This window comes from Pseudomonas promysalinigenes, assembly GCF_014269025.2.
Lineage (GTDB): Bacteria > Pseudomonadota > Gammaproteobacteria > Pseudomonadales > Pseudomonadaceae > Aquipseudomonas > Aquipseudomonas promysalinigenes.
The window spans coordinates 2,395,498-2,413,678 of sequence record NZ_CP077094.1; the positions used below are offsets into that span (position 1 = coordinate 2,395,498).

Consider the following 18,181-nt stretch of genomic DNA (forward strand, 5'->3'; position numbering starts at 1 on the left):
GGTTTTGACCTCGCCGACCCAGTCGGCAGAGGTAGCTTGCCGCCCTCCGGGCTTCCTCCAGTGAGGCCCGGGTGGCCGGTTCTTGCAGTGCGGCCTCAGTTGAGGCCGCGAACTTCGATTTCTACCCGGCGGTTGGGCTCCAGGCACTTGATCAACTGCGCCCGGGGTTGCTGCATGTCGCAGTTGACCAGCGGCTTGCGGCTGCCTTCGCCCTGTGCTACCACCAGTTCGGCGGGCACGCCCTTGCCGACCAGGTAGGTGCGGATGGTCTGCGCGCGCTGCTTGGACACCTGCAGGTTGCCCTGGCTATCACCGAGTTGATCGGCGTGGCCCGAGATCACGATCTTGCCAATATTGGGGGTGTTCAACAGTTTGCTGGCGATTGCGCTCAGCTGGCTCTGGCCCTCGTTCTTCAGGCTCAGGAAGTCCGCGCGACCGAAGGCAAACAGGGTGTCGGATTCAAGCGTGATGGTCTCGATCGCCCGCAGCGACTGAGCCCGCAGGCTGTCGATGTAGTTGCGCGAGCTGGACATCAGGAAGGCGTTGTCAAGAATGCGCGGTACATCCGGCTCGTGAATCTGGTCGCTGTAGAACGTGATCTGGCGGCTGGCATACAGGTAGTCCTGGTTAGCGCTTTGTGCGCCAGCTTCTGCCAGCGTCTTGCCGGTCTGGCGGGCGATGTCTGGGTACCAGTAGTCCGGCATGTGCGCTTTGAGGAAAGCCGGGTCGGCTTTTTCGCGCTGGGCTGGTGAAAGCATCACGTAGGTGTCCAATGTAGCCTTGCCGAAGTCTGCAATCGACTGTGCGCGGTTGTCCTGTGGCAGGGCCTGGGCCTGAACGCTATCGACACCGGTGACAGGCAGCAGCTCGCGGCTGTTGCGCTGGTAGACCTTGAGGGTGGTCAGCAGGTATAGGGTGCGGGTCAGATTATCCGCGGTGGGCTTGAGCATCACGCTCTGCAAAGTTGTGAAATAACGGCTGCGCAGGGTCGGTTCCACATCATGGCCTTTGTACAAGCCAAGGCGCATGCCGAGCGGGACTCCCTGATCGTGGTGCTGCCGATAATAGTGCGCAGTCCAGAAGCGCAGGCGGTCGAGGCTATGCCAAGCCGTGTATTGACCGTTCGCAGCCTCATCAGCGGACTTGGCCTGGGCCAATTCGTCAGCGATGCTGGCTAGGGTGGCGCGGTTGTTCAGGTACGACCATCCCCACAGGCTGCACAGCACCAGGCCTGCGAGGCTCGCGGCGCCTATCCAGGCGGCCTTGCGCCGGCGTTCGCGATGGTTGCTGGTGTACAAAGCGACCAGATGCTGGTCGGGGATGATGACCTTGCGGAACAGGCTATTGATGAACAGAGGCGCTGCCTGGCCGGCGGTGCCGGTCGCGTCTGCGCTCTGTTCCAGGGCGAAGCGCTCTGCCACATGTTGGCCGTGGCTACCCCACCGGGCCTGGTCCGCCTCCAGGGCAGCAGTGAAGTAGAAACCACGCAGCATTTCTGCGGGTTGGTACGGGTTGGTGCGCAGCAGGCTATCGACGAACTGTTCAAGGCGCGGTTTAAGGGCTGCCAATTCCAACGGGAAACGGTAGGCAGCGTCGTTTTGCCGAGTGACCTGAATGTCCTGCTGCACCAACTGCTGGTTCGCCACCTGCTGCCAGTAGCCGGTCAATTCATCCATCGCCTTGGCAAAGCGTTGGCCCCAATTGGCCTGTTCGTAGCCTTTGTGCGAGAAGGTTTTACCCATCACCTCACCCCGTGCAGCGTCATCCAGCTGGCGGTAGAACGGGGTGAAACCGGCAATGAGGTCGCTCTTGGTGAACACCAGGTAGATCGGCAAGCGCACTTCCAACAGCGCGCAGCTCTCCTGAATGCGCTCACGCAGGCGTTTGGCTACGCGCTCCAGGTCTTCAGGCGAACCCTGCAGGATGTCGGCAATGCTGACGCTGACGATCAGACCATTGAGCGGACGACGTTGCCGATGCTGGCGCAGCAGTTGCAGGAAGCCGCGCCATTTGCCGGCTTCTTCCGGGCTGTTCATGTAGCGCCCGGCGGTGTCCAGCAACACTGCCTCAGCACTGAAGAACCAGTCGCAGTTGCGCGTACCGCCCAGGCCCGACACCCGGGCGCCTTCACGCTCGGCATAGGGAAAATTCAGGCCCGATTGCAGGATCATCGTGCTTTTGCCCGCCGCCGGCTGGCCGATCACCAAGTACCAGGGCAGGGCGTATAGCGCATCTTTGGCAGGGGTGCCGCGCGGCTTGTTGCTGTGCAGGCGCTCAAGGCTCTGCAACAGGCGTTCGCGTAGCAGGCTCACCTCTTCGCGGTCGGCCGGGGTGGCATTGAGCACTGCCTGGTCAGCGTCATCGCGCAGCAGGCCCTCAAGGTTATGGTGCTGGCCGGCGCCGCGGTAAAGCAGCAGTACATAGCCTGCCGAAAGCAACAGAAATACCCCGATGCCCGCCAGCAAGCTGTGCAGCGAGGCGAAGCCCAAGGCACGGCCAATCGCCCAGACCAGGAAGATCGCCAGGAAGAACGCCACCCCCAGCAGGTAGGGTTGATAACGCAGGCAGTAGTACTTGATCTTGTTCATACAGGCGTCGTATCCAGCGCTTCGACGAATTGGTCGATGATGTGTTCAAGAGGTCGGTCGTAATCGTAGGTGCACGGTGTTGCTGCCAGCGGGTTCAGCAGCTTGCGGTGCTGCTGCGCATCGGCGCAGCCCGTCAGCAGGCGATAGGCGCTGTTGGCATGGCGTGATGAAAAGCAGAACAGCCGCGGGTGCATGAAGTCGTCGGCCAGCAGGTTGACTGCCGGCACGCCTGGGTGCCCGCTCATGCGCATCAGCCAGTCCAGCCAGAGATCCGCCGTGGGGTTTTTCAGGCCGCGTTCGGCTGGCAATGGCAGCTCGATGCCGCCTTCGAAGTCGCCGTGCAGCGAGGCCCAGCAGGCCTTGAGCTGCGCCAACGCATTGGCGCTGTCGAAGTTGGGCCAGGAGCCGTGCAGGGCGCGGGCCACATCGGCAAAACTGAAGTCGCGAAGAAACTTGCCATGCACCCGGCGGAACAGGTCCAGGTCCTGTGCCTGAAGCGGTCGCAGCGCTTTGACCTGTTCGAACAGCAAGGTGCGATCGGCGCCCAGTACTGCCTGATGCAGCAACGGCTTGATCTGTGCACTGAACAGTTCACCGAGGGTGAACGGGTTGACCAGTGCCGCCCCTGGCTCGCCTTTGAGCAGTTGGAAGATGAAAAACGGGTAACGCCGCTGGCTGGCATCACGCGAACTCAGCAGGCCACCCAGCAACCAGTTGCCATTGCGTGCTCGGTAGTTGAAAAAGCACATCGGCAGTGCGTCGAACAACGCCTGCCAGTCCTCACGGTGGCGCATTGCCGCCAGTGAGGACTGCAGCCAGGCGTCGAATTCGCAGACTTCTTCCGCCGCGCCATGCAGGCTGACGAAGTCCGCGCTCGACGGCAGTTTGCCGAAGCAACCAATCATTGTGCGCCCCTGTCATTGAGGGCGCTGAGGGCCTTGACCTCACCCAGGTCGGTCAGCTTGACCCCACCGAAGTTACGCACGACCAGGCTCACCCGGCCGTTGGCAGTGTTCCAGCTGAAACGCTGCTGGATGCCGTCCAGGTCATCGACGCGAGCGCTCTCGTTCATGCGCAGCAGGCCCCAACGCCCAGGAAAATCGAACACTGTGACGCGGGTGCCGCTCAAGGTCACGACATCCAGGCGGGCGCCAGGGGCATTGCTGGTGCCGGGCCAAGCGAAGCGGCCCCAGCTGCTGCGGCCGTTGCGGTAGTGCTGTTCCTGGCCGTCAAGGGTGAACACGATATCGGTGAAATTCGCCGACGGCTCGAGCATGATCTCGAACCCGTTATCGCGATCAGACAGGCTGGCGATCACCTGGCCCACCGAACTTGCCTTGTCGATACTGTTGAGCATGCGCGGATTGACCAGCGCACGCCCCTTGCCGTTGCCGGCGCCCAGGCCTTCGCCACCTGCCAGGTTACCGATTTCATTGCGTTTGAAGGCTGGTAACAGGCCGCTCTCAGGGTCGACGAAGCGTTGCAGGTCTTTGACCGAGGCCTCGTTGCGGCTGCCACCGGCAATCGGATAGCGGTGCGCCATGACCTGTTCCCAGGGCTTGGCAATCTGTTGCGCCCAGGCTTTGGCGATCTGCTGGCCGGCTGGGTCACGCAAGGTCGCCCAGGCGTACTGGATCGGCAGGCTGAACAGCGCCTGCAGCGAGCGCGACAGGCCGTCCTGGCTGGTGTCTACACTGCTTTCCACGTAGTTGCGCACGGTGGTGACTTCGCTGGGCTGGCCTTCGAGGGTTTCGCTGATCAGTTGTTTGCTGCTCTTACCCACATCCTGCGAGCGCTGGATGTTGTTCATGCGCACTTTGAGCTTGCGCAGTGCAGCCAGGTAACGGTCCATGATGGTGCTGTCAGCGCCTTCGGCGTTGTTCTCGGCAAACACCCGTGCCACCGGCTCGAAACGCTTGGCCAGGCTGCCGTCGTCGACTGCCGGCAGGGCAGGGGCGACATGGGTGGGCGACGCCTCTTTGGTATCGAGCAGCCCGGTAACCTTGCTCCAGAAACCATCGTCGCGGCTCGCACCTGGGGTGGGGACCGCGTGCTTCACAGGCAGGTCCCATTGGGTGTTCTCGTTGACCGCTGCCAGCAGGTTCTTGACCGGCGAATGCTGTACATCGCTGAGCAGGCCCAGATGCTCGGTGGCCGATGCCAGGTCGGCGAAATGCCGTACGCCAACGCTGCTGACCATCTTGTACCAGGCCTGGGTGTAGTCGCGCTTGTAGCGGGCCATGAACTCGCGAACGAAGTTGGCCTTCTGCACGATGGCATCACCCCCCTCACCGTCGAGCACCCAGTCCGATTCGTTGCGCAGGTTGCCAGATACCAGCTTGATCAGCTCGGGCTTGACGAAGCTGTCCCAGCCTTGGCGGGTGTAGATCGCAGGTACGCCTGCCGAGCCATACAGCAGCTCCCGGCCTGGTTGCGGCACCAAGTCATTGAGGCTGAGTACGGGGAACTGGCGGCTGGATTCAAGCTGCAGGCGTAGGTACTCCCGATCCACCAGGGTGCTGGAGATCATGAACGATTTGAGGTTTTCCCGGGTTTCGGCGATCAGTTGCTCGTTGCGCGGTAGCGACGGTGCCTCGCCCTGTTCCAGCAGTTGCACATAAAGCGGTACGTTTTCATCGATCAGGCTGGCCTCTGCTGGCGAGCCCTGGGCCGCGGCACTGGCCCAGGCTTGCGGAAGGCTGGCGGCGATGAAGGCCGGCTCCGGATGGGCTTGGGGCTCGGTCAGCAGCAGGTAGAGCTTGAGCGTGTTGTAGGCGTCGATAATCGACGCCACCTGCTGCTCGTCCAGGCGTCCGAGCATTTCTTCGGAGAGCGACAGCCCGCCGGTCGTGGCCGACAAATCGGCCGCATCGCTTGCGGTGGCCAGGTGGACCTTGGCGGCGTAGGCGCCGACGCGGGTCTTGCTCAATGCCGCCTGGGCCTTGGCCGCCACGGCCGGTGCCAGGGGTTTGCCGCCGCGCTTGGTCGGGGGCGCAGCGGGAGTGAAGTCCAGGTCTTGGTTGATGCTGCTGGCAAAGGTGTTGAATGCGCGCATCTGCATCTGCAGATTGCGAGCAATTGGCTCCAAGGCCTGGCTGCGCAGTTGCGTCAGGTAAGCGGAGCGAGCCACCTGGTGGATCGCCTCGCCATGGTACAAGCCTGCGCTCAGTTGCAGCGGCACACCTTGCAGGCGATGGGCCTCAACGATAGCCATCTGTTCGCGCAGCAGTTGCAGGCCCTTGCCGGCGGCCAGTACCTGCTCGCGATCCTCTGCCTGCTCGATTTGCGCCAGCTGCCCGCGCAAGCTGTCCAGCCATTGGCGATTGTTGGCGAATGACAGAGCTTGCCAGCCAACGAACAGCACACCGGCCGCTGCCGCAAGGCCCAATATCAATGGGCTAAAAGCACCCTGGCCACCCTGGCGCGATTGGAACAGGGTCAGGTCGCGGTCAGGGAAGATCACCTTGCGGAACGTATCGGTGATGAAGTAGCTGCGGTTGCCGGCCACCTTGCCCGTACTGGCGGTGCCTTCATCGTAGGCGGCCTTGAGGGCGAATTCATCGGCGATGGCGTCTTCGTACACCTGCCCCAGTTGCTGATCGGTCTGCAGCGCGCTGGTGAAGTAAAGACCGCGCAGCAGCAGCGCAGCGCCTTGGTGGGTACGTGTGAAATGTTCGAGGAACTGTTCGAGCACCCCGCTCAGGGCAGCGAAGTACTGCGGGAAGTTCAGCAGCGTGCTGTCGGCCTCGGCACCCAGCGCGATCATCTGCGCGTCGACGTGCTGGCGTACGTGGCCTTGAAGGTTTTTCAGCCGGGCTTGCAACACGGCATGCAGGCCGTTGTTGCGTATCTCTGACAGGCCGAAGGTCATGCCCAGTGGCTGCTGGCGTTGCTGTAGGTCCAGGCCGTCGAAAGCCTGATTGAAGCCAGGCAGCTGGTCGGTCTTGCTCAGCATCAGGTAGACCGGTGGGTTGGCGTCAAGGCACTGCGCGTATTCTTGCACCCGCGCCACCAGTTGTTCGGCCAGGGCGTGGCGCTCTTCGCTGTTGGCAGCCAGCAGCTCAGGCAGGCTGACCACCAACACCAGGCCATTGATCGCCGATTTGCCACGTTGCTTGCGCAGCATGCGCAGGAACGCGGAGAACTCGCTGGCCGATTGGTCGTCACGCAGGTAACGCCCGGCGGTATCGATCATCACCGCATCAGGGCTGAAGTACCAATCGCAGTGTTGAGTGCCGCTTTCACTGTCGTTAGCGGTAGCGATACTGGCCGACAGCCCGGAATGGGTCAGCAGCGAGGTCTTGCCGGCCGCCGACATGCCGATCACCAGGTACCACGGCAGGTCGGACAACGCCGCTTTGCCGCCGCCACCGGCTGAGCGGTCGGTACGCAGCATGGCGATGGCATGCTTGAGGCGCTCGCGTAGCACCTGCTGATCTCGGAATTCGCCGGTGGCATTCCACGAGCGGTCGACCTCGATCTGCAGCAGGTTCTCCAGGTTGTGCTCGGCACGAATCCGCTGGTACTGGCGCAACACCACCACCAGCAGGAAGCAGGCACTGATGATCGCCAGTGCCTCAGGCACGTGGTGACGCAAGACCGGTACCAGCGGCGCTATCAGCCAGCAGATCAACAGGCTCGCCAACCACAGCAGTGGCAGGAGAATCCAGAAACTCTTCAATAGACGCAGTAATGTTTTCATGTCTTCCTGACTCGGCTACCTGAAAGGGGCTCAGGCACTGAACAGCTGGCGGATTTGTTCGGAAAGGGCGGCAACGTCCTTGTCCAGTAACCAGTCGAGGGTCAGGTACAGCGCAACGCATACCAGCGCAATCAGCGCGATGTACACCCACAACGGCACTTCATGGCGCAGCATCTGCGACACCTGGTCAGGCAAAGCCCAATCTGGTGACAGGGCTTTGGGCGCCTTGCGATAGCGTGCGATGTCCTGGCCGAGGGTGTTGGCCAGATAGCGCAGTTGATCTTTCTGGCCAATGCTGAACTTGCCCTCGAAGCCCAACGCCAGGCACAGGTGGTATACCTCCAGCACATCGATGTTCTGCTTGACGTCGCCGCGCAGTGCCTCGATCTTCTCGAAAAAGCCTTCACCGGCCAGGTGCACACCGAAGTAGCGGAACTGCAGAGGTTGCAGTTCGAAGTGCCGGCGCAGTTCGTTGTCACCGGAGCGCAAAACACTTTCGTCCAGGAAGGCGCACAGTGCGTATTGGGTATCCTTCACTTGCTCGACGCTGTAGTTGGCGGCGCGAGCATCACGCTCAAGGTTGGCAAAGAAACGCTCGACGCTGCCTTCAAAGGCTTGCACCGAAGTCACCTGGCGGCCACGGCGCACGATCAGCGCCATGCTGATGAAGTCCTGGACCAGGTCCTTGAGCGTAGGTTTGTCGTTGGCGGCCGCGACGGCGCCCTGTTGCAGTACGGCTTCGGTCATTTGAGCACCGCCATCAATTCAAGCTTGAGGTTGGTAAACGCGCTGGGCGCGTAGAAGCAGATGCTCTGGGCATTCATCATTCGCTCATACACCGGGCCATGTGGCTCGATGGCGAAATACTGGTTGTCCAGGCGCACCGGGATCGCATTGGGCAGGCGCGCAGCGTGGTTGAGGGTAACGCCGGGCATCGCGCTATTGACCACTACTTCGATGTCTTCCGGTGAGCCGACTTTAAACGCACGCGGTACCAACTCCAGCAGGCTGGCACCTGGCATATCGGCGTGCACGGCGATGTAGAAGTCGGCTTCGACCAGCCGTGGGTCGCGCAGCTGGCCCTGCCAGTGGGACGGTTTGGTTTGAGTGAGGTCGATGACGATGCACTGGTTGGGCACCACATTGTCGAGCATCACCCGGATCATCTCGTCCAGCTTGACCAGCGAGGCAGCTGGGTCGTGGTGGTCGTACTCGGGCAGGTCGCTGAGCTGGGTATCGAGGGTGAACGTCAACAGCCCGCCGGCGAGGTCGGCGAGGAACAGATACAGGCGCTCCGGATGCAGACGCGGGTGGGTCAGCAGGTGTGCAAGTTGCGGATGCGCGCGGTTGACCGTGTTCAATAGCCAGAACAAGGTGACATCGCTGGAGCCGAACTCGGCAATTTGGTCGGCCCGCTCACGCCGGCGCCCCGACAGAGCCTTGCTCTTGGCCTGCAGCGCACCCAGTAGGCGTTTGCCGATACCCGCCAATGTCTCATGGCTGCCCAAGTGCAAGGTGGGGTGAACGAAATGGGGGTCGAGGTTGAAGCCGCCCATGCTGTTGCGCGTGAGTTTCGCCAGCGGGCAATGGCTGTAGCCGTCAAGGCTGTCACCGTCGACCAGCAGCACGACATTCAGGCGCAAGCTGGTGATTTCGTTCTCAAGATCGCCCTCGTTGAGGTCGGGCAGGGTGTCGAACTGTTTGCGAAAGCGCCTGGCGACCTTGTCCGCCTGGCCGTCCTCGACATAATTCAAACCGAACGGCTCGGGCAGCTTCAAGGCAGCGTAAACCTTCAACTCGTTGGCTTTGAGCAGGTCTTTAAGGTCCCGCGCGGCCGGCAGGGGGTCGTGCTGCGGCGCGTCGTACAGGCTGCCGTCGGGGAATACCAGCTTCAGCCGCTTGAGTTGCAGCGAACCGTTGGCCAGGGCATCTTCGTCTACCTGCAATACCTGCACACCAAAGTGGAATGGGGTGCTGCGCAGGGTCGCCTCCGCGAGCTGGTGCTGGTGAAACTCATCCTGGTACTGGAAGTGCTGGGGCAGCAGGAACATGCCTTCCGACCACATCACCCGGCTCTGCTTGCTCATTTAACGCTATCCACTAAAGAGTTGAGGGTTTTGTCCGCTGTGTTCTGGGCCGATTGGCCGGCCATGTCACGAGCCTTGTCGAGCGCTGCGTCCTGCACCTGGTCGGCAAAGGAGGGTTCGGCTTGGCCTGCCTTCTGCGCAGCCAATTGGTCAGCGGTCGGTGGCTTATTGAGCACGTCAACGCCGCGGGTGGCGTGAATTTCGGTTTTGTCCACTAGCACCCGCAAGCCATCGGACGAGAACCAGATACCGTCCTTGCGCAGCGAGTCGGCGTCGAAGGCAACCTTCCAGCGGGCGTTCTGGTCATCGCGGAAAAACGCCGCCACGCCCACATAGCGCGCATTCTTGGCCAGCGGCCACTGGTCGATCTGGCCGATGCCGGGCAGCAGAATGATTTCCCGCGCCTCTACCAGGGTATTGCCCAAGGCCTTATCCGGGGCGTCCCACAGGGTGTCGGCATCGCTTGCAGCGAAGCGCTCCAAGTCGGTCAGCTGATACACGCGCATCACCACCGACAGCGGTTTGCCATCGCTATCAGGGTTGAGTTGGTTGCCGCCATCGGAGGTGAGGATGACTTTCTCGCTGTCGGCCAGCATGTCGGCCGCCCAGCTGTCATCCATGCGCTTGCCGATACGGTCGGTAACCCCACAGCCAACCAGCGCCAATAACAGAGCAGCGGTGGTCAGGTGCTTGAGGGCGGTGTGCTTGTGTTGCATGACGGCTAAACCTCCTTGTACGGCTCAGGCCAGGCGATAGGCGAAATCGCCATCGCTGCCCAGCTCGATCGTCAAACGCTCGATCGGCGCGTCCTGGGCCATGCGCTCGAGTACACGCTGCGCGAGTTCAGGCATCAGGGTCTGGGACAGAATGTTGTCGATGTTGCGAGCACCGCTGTCCACCTCTGTGCAGCGGGCGGCGATGGCCTTGATCAGCGCCTGGTCATAGCTCAATTGGGCGTTATGGTTGCGGGCCAGGCGCTTGGCGATACGCTCAAGCTTCAGAGCCACGATGCGTTCCAGTATCTGGTCCTGCACTGGGTAGAACGGCACGATGCTAAGGCGGCCGAGGAAGGCTGGCTTGAACACCTGGTTGAGCTCGTCACGCAAGCCCTCGACGATGGCGGCCGGCGTTGGCAGCTCGGTGGCGTTCAGCCACGTCTGCATGATGTGCTCGGTACCGGTGTTGGACGTCAGGATGATCACCGTGTTGCGGAAGTTGATCTCGCGGCCTTCACCATCGTCCAGCACACCTTTGTCAAATACCTGGAAGAACAGTTCGAGCACATCCGGGTGGGCTTTTTCCACTTCGTCCAGCAGCACCACACTGTAGGGTTTGCGGCGCACCGCTTCGGTCAGCACACCGCCTTCCCCGTAACCGACGTAGCCGGGCGGCGAGCCTTTGAGGCTCGATACGGTGTGCGCCTCCTGGTACTCGGACATATTGATGGTGATCAGGTTGCGCTCACCGCCATACAAGGTGTCGGCCAAGGCCAGGGCAGTTTCGGTTTTGCCGACGCCGCTGGGGCCCAGCAACAGAAAAACCCCGATTGGCTTGTTCGGGTCTTCCATGCGCGCTCGGGAAATCTTGATGCGTTTGCCGATTTCCTGCAGGGCGTGGTCCTGGCCCAGCACCCGCTCGCCAAGCAGGGCTGGCAGGCGTTGCACGGTGTCGATCTCGTCACGCAGCATTTTGCCCAGCGGAATGCCGGTCCAGCCGCTGATTACTTGGGCAATGGCGCCGCTGTCGACCAGCGCGTGGACCAGCGGCTGGTCTGCTTGCACGCGCGCAAGTTCCGCGCGCAGGGTGTTGAGCTGCGTGGCATCTGCGTCATTGGCGGCATCCAGCGCCTTGAGCTGCTCGACCAACGCCAGTTCCTGCTGCCACTGCTCGTTCAGCTGCTGTTCCTGCAGCTGTTCAGCCTGCAGGGCCGCTTGGAGTTCGCCAAGGCGGCGGGCGTGGTCGTGACCTTTGTCGGCCTCATGGCCGAGCACGGCGATTTCGGCCTGAAGGTTGTCGATCTGCCGGCGGCAGTCCTCCAGTGCTCCGGGCTGCGAAGACTGCGCCAGGGCGATGCGTGCACAGGCCGTGTCGAGCACGCTGACGGCTTTGTCGGGCAGCTGGCGGCCGGTGATGTAACGGTTGGACAAGCGCACGGCCTGAACCAGCGCCTCGTCCATCACCGCCACCTTGTGGTGCTCGCGCATTTTGCCGAGCAGGCCACGCAGCATGTGGATGGCTTTGTCCTCGTCAGGCTCTTCGACCTTGACCACCTGGAAGCGGCGGGCGAGGGCGGCGTCCTTCTCGAAGTACTTCTTGTATTCAGCCCAGGTGGTGGCGGCAATGGTGCGCAGCTCGCCGCGGGCCAAGGCCGGCTTGAGCAAGTTGGCTGCATCGTTCTGCCCGGCCTGGCCGCCGGACCCGATCAGGGTGTGCGCCTCATCGATGAACAGGATTATAGGGTGCAGGCTGCGCTTGACCTCTTCGATCACGGCCTTCAAGCGGTTCTCGAACTCGCCCTTGACCCCGGCACCGGCCTGTAGCAGGCCAAGGTCGAGCGTGTGCAGGGCCACATCCTTGAGTACGCCTGGCACATCGCCTTGAGCGATGCGCAGCGCCAGGCCTTCGACCACTGCGGTCTTACCCACCCCGGCTTCGCCGGTCAGGATAGGGTTGTTCTGCCGGCGACGGGTGAGGATGTCGACCATCTGCCGGACTTCGAATTCACGGCCCAGCACCGGGTCGATACGGCCTTCTCGGGCACTTTGGGTCAGGTTGACAGTGTACTGGTCAAGCGCTGGGGTTTTACCGCCAGGCTTGGCACTGCTGGCGGGTGTTGCTGCAGGGCTCGCCAGGGCGCTGGCCTGCTTCGACTCGGCACTGCCTTCGACCAATGCGGCCAGGTTCACACGCAGGTCATCGGCGTTGATTTTTTCAAGCTCTGGGGCCGAGGCAATCACCACCCGGCGCAGTTCGGCATCGTCGAGCAGGGCCTGGAGCAGGTGGCCGCTGCGGACCTGCGCTACGCCGTATTCGATCGATGCCAGCAGCCAGGCTTGTTCGATCATGCGGGTGATGTGCGGCGACAGCGCCGGGGTGCGGGTATTGCCCTTCTTGAAGGTGCCCAAGGCGGTTACCAGCTGCGCCTGCAGGCGCTCTGCGACGACGTCGTAGTGACGCAGGATCGGCGCCAGGTCGCTGTCGCTGTTGTCGAGCAGTTGCAGCAGCAGGTGCTCGACCTCCACATCATAGTGGTGCTCGGACAGGCACAGGGCCGCCGCGCTTTCGGTGGCCGTGCGGCTGGTTTCGTTAAGCTTGGCGAACAGAGACTTCAGGTTCACAAGGCGACCCCATCGTAAGGAATGTGGAAAACGGCGCACCGCGAAGGTTGCGCATCACGCTCAGGGCGTTTGAGCCAGCCCAGCCAGCCCAATGCAACATTGCCGCTGCGCCCCAGCTGGGCGCGGGGCACAGCCTCGCGCTTGAGGCGCGGGGCGATTTCGAAGTCCAGCTCGGCACCTATATAGAAGCGCACCAGCTCGAGCAGTTTGCGGTAGCACTCGGTGCCCGGCTGGAACCGCTGGTAGTCGGCAAGGTTCAACGGGCCTAGCTCGATGCGGATGCAAGACTGGTAGTCCCAAACGCGGTTACCCGCGACCGCGCTTTGCCCCAGTTGCGCGTTCTTGCGCCCCAACTGGGTGCGTTGCTCTGGCTCTAGCCTCAGCCAGCGGCCAGCGAACTGCTTTACCTTGATTGGCAGCGCGAAATAAAAGCCGAGCATTACCTCAAGGTTGAGGGCGTTACGCGGCTTCTGGCTGAGCAGGCCGGCAAAGTAGTTGAACAGCTCGCGTGGCAGCGCCGAGGGTTGCTCTTCGAATTTGAGCTTCTGCGCCCGCGGGCCGAGCCCTACCAGGTTGAGCAGATAGCCATCGAACCCGGAGGCGCCGTTGCGCTCGTGCTCGATGTGAAATTTGTACTTTTGCCAGGCCTCGTAGAACAGCGTGGTCATGCGGTGCGAAAAAATATCCAGAAACGCATGGGCAGCGTCGTCGCGATACTGCACGTGGCGCTCGAGCAAAAGCTCGGTATACGGGCGCGGCAGTACCCCCGATGGCCCCACCAGGCCCATGAACGTGACTTGCACTTCGGACAGCGGCAGGCCCGCCGTGGACACCTTGCCCTCGCGCTCGAAGTGCAGGTCGCTGACCTCGCTGGCGGGGAAGGCCAGGGACAGCTGGGTGCGAAAACGCAGCGGGTCTTCGTGCGGTCGGGTCGCCAAGTCCATGCGCCCGGTACGGCTGTAGTGCAGGCGGAGCAAGCGCACCAATTGGAAAAATTCGAATCGATGCGGTTCGGCTCGTGCCTGATCGATCAGACCAGGGGCTGATCGCCAGTGCGTGCTGGCCATTGGACGATTCTCTTCTCTCGTTGTTGGGAGCGCAGGCTCAGTTGGGTGAAGCTGTTCATCGAGCAGTACTGGCCGAAGAAGTGGTCCAGCACCATGCCGAACAGAAACACGCCACTGCCGATGAACTGGCTTTCGTCAAGGGTGAGGGTGATGCCAACGCCCCTCACGAAGTTCGGCCGCGGGTGGCCAATACGCGCTACGGCCGGTTCGCTGCTGATGGCTTTGATGCCGTTGATCTGTTTGCGAATGGCCGAGACATTGCGGTAGTTGTACAGCGACAGCAGCTCGAGCAGTACTTCGCGGCCCTGGCTGACCAACGACAGGTGGTTCAGCGACAGGTGCGCGATCAGCCGCCAGATCAGCCCCTTGCCCAGGGGCACACGCACTGTGGCAGTAGGTTTGCGCAGGCAGCGGATGTCCTTGATCACCGAGTTGGCCGGAATGTTGAATTCGCCGCGCTCGCCACCGAAGGGCAGCATCAAGGGCACATCACGGTTGCTGCAGGTCAGGCCGATGCTCAGGGTATCGCTGCTGGCGTCGATCAGTTCCAGGTCGCGGTCAACCACACGGATGCTCATGGCGGTGGCATCGCCCTGGTTGCGCCGGCGCGCAATCCAGAAGCTGGTGTGCGGGCTTTGCTCGCCGCGCGGCTCGAAGAACGGTTGGCAAGTCGCCACCTGGTCGATGCCGCCGAGCTTGCGAACACGGCGCACCCGGTCGATCGATACCACTTCGGCGGCATTGTGCAACCGCGTATCCGGGATGACCGGATACTCATGCTGGGTGTGGGTCAGCTTGATCGGCTCCGCCTGTTGGCGGAACAGATTGATGATGGGGGTGCAGTTGAGCTTGAAGTTGTTGCGCCCAACGTTTTGGCTCAGCCGCACCAGGCGGTCGCTGAGGTCGTAATCGCTGAAGTAGAAATTGACCTCGACCTGCTCGATCGCTTTGCCTGCAAGGATGCGGGCCAAACCACTGAGGTCGAAGAACATGAATTTGTCGGGGAAAGTGAAATACTCGTGCAGCAGGCGGTAACCCAGGAACGAGCGCTCGGAGTAATCCACCAGCCCTTCATCGCGCGCATAGCCCACTGCCTTGAGTGCTGCGGCCGGCAGGGCAACCTCGCGGGTGCGCCCCTCGTCCTGGAAGCTCAGGGTGGCTTTGGCCAGGTTGTTGAACAGCAGCTCATACAGCTGCAGCATCAGGGTCGCCTCACCGTCCAGGAAGAACCGCAAGCGGTCGACTTCCATCTGGCCAAACAACGCCTCGCCCGTTGCTTGCAGGCCGATGCGCAGGCGCGCCACCAGGTCGGCGCTGTGGCCGTTGAACGCTGAACGTTCCATTTCCACGAAGGACGCCTGATGGACGCTGATCGGCCACAGCTCCACCGGGTAACAGGTGCGGAACTTACACACCACACCTTCCACGGCATTGGCCTGCATTTCAGTATGGCGAGGCACCAAGTAGGCCTCGGTCACTTTCTCGTGCTTACCCAGGCTCAACTCGGCAATCGACATCGAGGGTGTTGGGCGTAGGTAATGCGGGTACAGCACCTCAAGGAAGGATTCGACGATTTCCGGAAACTCGTCATCGAGCTTCTTGTGCACGCGCGCAGAGAGAAACGAGAACGCCTCGATCAGGCGCTCGGTGTGCGGGTCTTCGCAGTTGTCGCCTTCGATCAGCAACCGCGAAGCAATTTTCGGGTACTGCGCGGCAAACTCCTGGCCGAGGAAGCGCAGGTGCGACAGTTCCTTTTCGTAGTAGGGCAGCAGTTCGTCGAGCATCAGTTAAGGTTCTGCACTTTGTATTCCTGGGTGTTGACCTGCAGCACGGCGTCAAACGACACCTGGCGGCTGATGTCCTGCAGACGCAGCACGGCGTCGACACGGAAGGTCAACATACGGTGGCCATTTTCCTGGGCCAGCAATTGCACCCGCACTCGGCGAAAGCGCCGGTCGCCGGTGCTGATCGCCCGCTCCAGCTGTTGCTGGATGAGCCGGCGATCGTGAGGGTCGAGCACACTGCGGCTGATGAAGTCGGGCATGCCGTATTCAAGGATGGAACCACCGAGCTGCTTGAAGCGGTCGAGCTCCTGCGCGACCAGGGACTGGCGGGTATTCACCAGCACTTCAAGGTCGCGCACGATGCTGGCCTTGTACTCGGCCAGCGAACAGGTGCGCTGGGTGGCGGCTTCGGCCGACTGATGCGGACGATCGTCCAGCAGCCGGTCGAGCAGCGAGGGCAGCAGGCGGGCCTGATTACTCATGTGTCATCCCTGTACACAGTGGCTGATCAGCCGCGAGCGCCTTGCGGCAGCTCTGCCACCAGGCGCAGCGAGGCGGTCAGTTCGTCAAGCTGATAGTGCGGGCGCAGGTAGGTCACGGCTTTGTAGACCCCAGGCTTACCGGGCACCTCGAACACCTCGGCGCGGGCTTCGCGCAGCGGGAACTTGGCCTTGGCTTCTTGGCTTGCGGTGTCGTCGAGCAGCACATAGCTGGCCAACCACTGGTTGAGGAAACGCTCGACATCCATGCGCGAGGCGAAGCTACCAATCTTGTCGCGCATGATGGCCTTCATGTAATGAGCGATGCGCGAGGTGGCGAAGATGTACTGCAGCTGTGCCGACAAGCGTGCGTTGGCGTTGGCGATGTCGGTGTTGTACTGCTTTTGCTTCTGCGCCGACTGGGTGCCGAAGAAGGCGGCATAGTCGGTGCCCTTGCAGTGCACCAGCGGGATGAAGCCAAGGTCGGACAGCTCTTTTTCGCGGCGATCGGTAATCGCGATTTCGGTGGGGCACTTGAGGGCGATTTCGCCATCGTCGGTCTTGAAGGTGTGGGTGGGCAGGCCTTCGACCAGGCCGCCACCTTCCACGCCGCGAATCGCCACGCACCAGCCGTAGCGGGAGAAGGCATCGGTAACGCGGGTGCCGAGCGCGTAAGCAGCGTTCATCCACAGGTACTTGTTGTGGTCGCGGCCATCGACGCTTTCGACGAAATTGAATTCTTCGACCGGCGAGGTATCCGGGCCGTATGGCAGGCGGCCGAGCACGTGGGGCAGGGTGAGGCCGACGTAGCGCGAGTCTTCCGAGGCGCGGAACGACTTCCACTTGGCGTATTCGACGGTATCGAAGATTTTTGCCAGGTCACGCGGGCCGGACATCTCGGTGAACGAGTCCCAGCCGAACAACTCGGGGGAAGCTGCCGAAATGAACGGCGCGTGGGCTGCAGCTGCCACGTGCGAGATCTCTTCGAGCAGGTACATGTCTTCTGGGCTGCGCTTGAACTCGTAGTCGCCGATCAACATGCCGAACGGGGCGCCACCGAAGGTGCCGTACTCTTCTTCGTAGACCTTCTTGAACAACGCGCTTTGGTCGAATTCGCTGGCCGCTTTGAGGTCGCGCACCAAGTCTTTCTTCGACGCGTTGAGCAGGTGAATTTTCAGCGTGGTGCTGGTTTCGGTCTGATCGACCTGGTACTTCAGGCCACGCCAAGAGGCTTCCAGTTGCTGGAATTCACGGGCGTGCATGATTTCGTTCATCTGCTCGGAGAGCATCGAATCGATTTCAGCGATGCGCGCATCGAGTACCGCGATCAGGTCCTTGCTCGGGGTCATTTCGCCCTCGAGCACTTGGTTCACCAACTCGCCGATCAGGTCGCGGGTGCGATTACGCTCGGTGTCGGAGCGGGCCACGCGGCTTTGCGAAATGATGCTGTCGAGCAGCGAAGGCTGTGGTGCGAAGTTTTCCACTTCGACCAGGTCGCCGGCCTGTTGCGGTGCGGTTTGCTTGTCGGTCATGTTCGGGCTCCTGCTCAGGCGCGATCGTCGCTGGACGGGTCTTTCACTTCGGCCTCACGGCCGAATTCCTTGCCCAACGTCTTGAGCTTCTCGGTGTTCTGCAGCACGTCCATCAGCAGCTCTTCGAGCTTGTCGTTACCGCCCATCTTGTTGCGCAGGTCAGCCAGCTTGTTGCGCACTTCCAGCAGCTTGCGCAGCGGCTCGACCTGCTTGACCACGTTCTGTGGCTCGAAATCTTCCAGGCTGTTGAAGTTCAGCTCCACGCCCAACTGCGTGCCGTTCTTGGCCAAGGTGTTGTCGACGCGATACGTCAGGCGTGGCTTGATGCCCTTGAGCACGCCATTGAAGTTGTCGCGGTCGATGAAGACGAACTTGCGGTCCTTGAGCTTGGGCAGCGGCTCCAGCGGGTTGCCCGAGAAGTCGCCCAGCACGCCAACGACGAAGGGCAGCTCCTTTTTCTCGATGGCATCACCGATGTCCACGTCGTAAGTGATATGGACCCGAGGCGCGCGAACGCGGTCGAGTTTGTGCTGAGTGCTTTCCTTCTTCGCCATCGTGTTCTCCAGTGCGAGCAATTCGCTGCGAATCATTGCGCGGCCCGTGA

General features: G+C 61.9%; 12 protein-coding genes. All 12 read right to left on the reverse strand.

The window, feature by feature from the left end; translation table 11 throughout:
- Nucleotides 1-95 precede the first annotated feature (95 nt).
- From tssM to tssB, 12 genes are read right to left on the reverse strand one after another with little or no spacing between them, the layout of a single operon-like run.
- Complete coding sequence (gene tssM / locus HU725_RS10865; protein ID WP_186477211.1) at nt 96-2,588, reverse strand: type VI secretion system membrane subunit TssM; 2,493 nt, start codon at nt 2,586-2,588, stop codon at nt 96-98.
- Nucleotides 2,585-3,493 (reverse strand): type VI secretion system-associated protein TagF, encoded by a 909-nt coding sequence (tagF, locus tag HU725_RS10870; RefSeq protein ID WP_060476444.1) that lies wholly within the window; start codon nt 3,491-3,493, stop codon nt 2,585-2,587. The genes tssM and tagF overlap by 4 nt, the downstream gene beginning before the upstream one ends.
- Entirely contained in the window at nt 3,490-7,290 is a 3,801-nt protein-coding gene (locus HU725_RS10875; RefSeq protein ID WP_186477212.1) for a type VI secretion protein IcmF/TssM N-terminal domain-containing protein, read from the reverse strand. The genes tagF and HU725_RS10875 overlap by 4 nt, the downstream gene beginning before the upstream one ends.
- A gap of 30 nt (nt 7,291-7,320) precedes the next feature.
- Complete coding sequence (gene icmH, locus HU725_RS10880) at nt 7,321-8,037, reverse strand: type IVB secretion system protein IcmH/DotU (protein WP_186477213.1); 717 nt, start codon at nt 8,035-8,037, stop codon at nt 7,321-7,323.
- A complete protein-coding gene (tssK, locus tag HU725_RS10885; protein WP_060476441.1) occupies nt 8,034-9,377 on the reverse strand; it encodes a type VI secretion system baseplate subunit TssK in 1,344 nt (447 codons plus the stop codon). Before tssK ends, icmH begins: the two co-directional genes overlap by 4 nt.
- The gene (tssJ, locus tag HU725_RS10890) at nt 9,374-10,093 is read right to left on the reverse strand and encodes a type VI secretion system lipoprotein TssJ (protein ID WP_060476440.1); all 720 of its coding nucleotides are present in this window, start codon (nt 10,091-10,093) and stop codon (nt 9,374-9,376) included. Before tssJ ends, tssK begins: the two co-directional genes overlap by 4 nt.
- A gap of 24 nt (nt 10,094-10,117) precedes the next feature.
- On the reverse strand, nt 10,118-12,715 hold the full coding sequence (tssH, locus tag HU725_RS10895; RefSeq protein ID WP_186477214.1) for a type VI secretion system ATPase TssH: 2,598 nt from the start codon (nt 12,713-12,715) through the stop codon (nt 10,118-10,120).
- A complete protein-coding gene (gene tssG / locus HU725_RS10900) occupies nt 12,712-13,782 on the reverse strand; it encodes a type VI secretion system baseplate subunit TssG (protein WP_186477215.1) in 1,071 nt (356 codons plus the stop codon). The genes tssH and tssG overlap by 4 nt, the downstream gene beginning before the upstream one ends.
- Nucleotides 13,746-15,566 (reverse strand): type VI secretion system baseplate subunit TssF, encoded by a 1,821-nt coding sequence (gene tssF / locus HU725_RS10905; RefSeq protein WP_186477216.1) that lies wholly within the window; start codon nt 15,564-15,566, stop codon nt 13,746-13,748. The genes tssG and tssF overlap by 37 nt, the downstream gene beginning before the upstream one ends.
- Nucleotides 15,566-16,048, reverse strand: coding sequence for a type VI secretion system baseplate subunit TssE (tssE, locus tag HU725_RS10910; protein ID WP_060476436.1), 483 nt, complete (start codon nt 16,046-16,048; stop codon nt 15,566-15,568). The genes tssF and tssE overlap by 1 nt, the downstream gene beginning before the upstream one ends.
- Before the next feature lie 26 nt (nt 16,049-16,074).
- A complete protein-coding gene (tssC, locus tag HU725_RS10915; RefSeq protein WP_060476435.1) occupies nt 16,075-17,577 on the reverse strand; it encodes a type VI secretion system contractile sheath large subunit in 1,503 nt (500 codons plus the stop codon).
- Between the two features lie 14 nt (nt 17,578-17,591).
- A complete protein-coding gene (gene tssB / locus HU725_RS10920; RefSeq protein WP_028697264.1) occupies nt 17,592-18,131 on the reverse strand; it encodes a type VI secretion system contractile sheath small subunit in 540 nt (179 codons plus the stop codon).
- Nucleotides 18,132-18,181 lie beyond the last annotated feature (50 nt).

Coding starts and splice junctions, on each gene's coding strand:
- tssM (WP_186477211.1), bottom strand. CDS start 2,588: ATGAACAAGATCAAGTACTACTGCCTGCGTTATCAACCCTACCTGCTG.
- tagF (WP_060476444.1), bottom strand. CDS start 3,493: ATGATTGGTTGCTTCGGCAAACTGCCGTCGAGCGCGGACTTCGTCAGC.
- HU725_RS10875 (WP_186477212.1), bottom strand. CDS start 7,290: ATGAAAACATTACTGCGTCTATTGAAGAGTTTCTGGATTCTCCTGCCA.
- icmH (WP_186477213.1), bottom strand. CDS start 8,037: ATGACCGAAGCCGTACTGCAACAGGGCGCCGTCGCGGCCGCCAACGAC.
- tssK (WP_060476441.1), bottom strand. CDS start 9,377: ATGAGCAAGCAGAGCCGGGTGATGTGGTCGGAAGGCATGTTCCTGCTG.
- tssJ (WP_060476440.1), bottom strand. CDS start 10,093: ATGCAACACAAGCACACCGCCCTCAAGCACCTGACCACCGCTGCTCTG.
- tssG (WP_186477215.1), bottom strand. CDS start 13,782: ATGGCCAGCACGCACTGGCGATCAGCCCCTGGTCTGATCGATCAGGCA.
- tssF (WP_186477216.1), bottom strand. CDS start 15,566: ATGCTCGACGAACTGCTGCCCTACTACGAAAAGGAACTGTCGCACCTG.
- tssE (WP_060476436.1), bottom strand. CDS start 16,048: ATGAGTAATCAGGCCCGCCTGCTGCCCTCGCTGCTCGACCGGCTGCTG.
- tssC (WP_060476435.1), bottom strand. CDS start 17,577: ATGACCGACAAGCAAACCGCACCGCAACAGGCCGGCGACCTGGTCGAA.
- tssB (WP_028697264.1), bottom strand. CDS start 18,131: ATGGCGAAGAAGGAAAGCACTCAGCACAAACTCGACCGCGTTCGCGCG.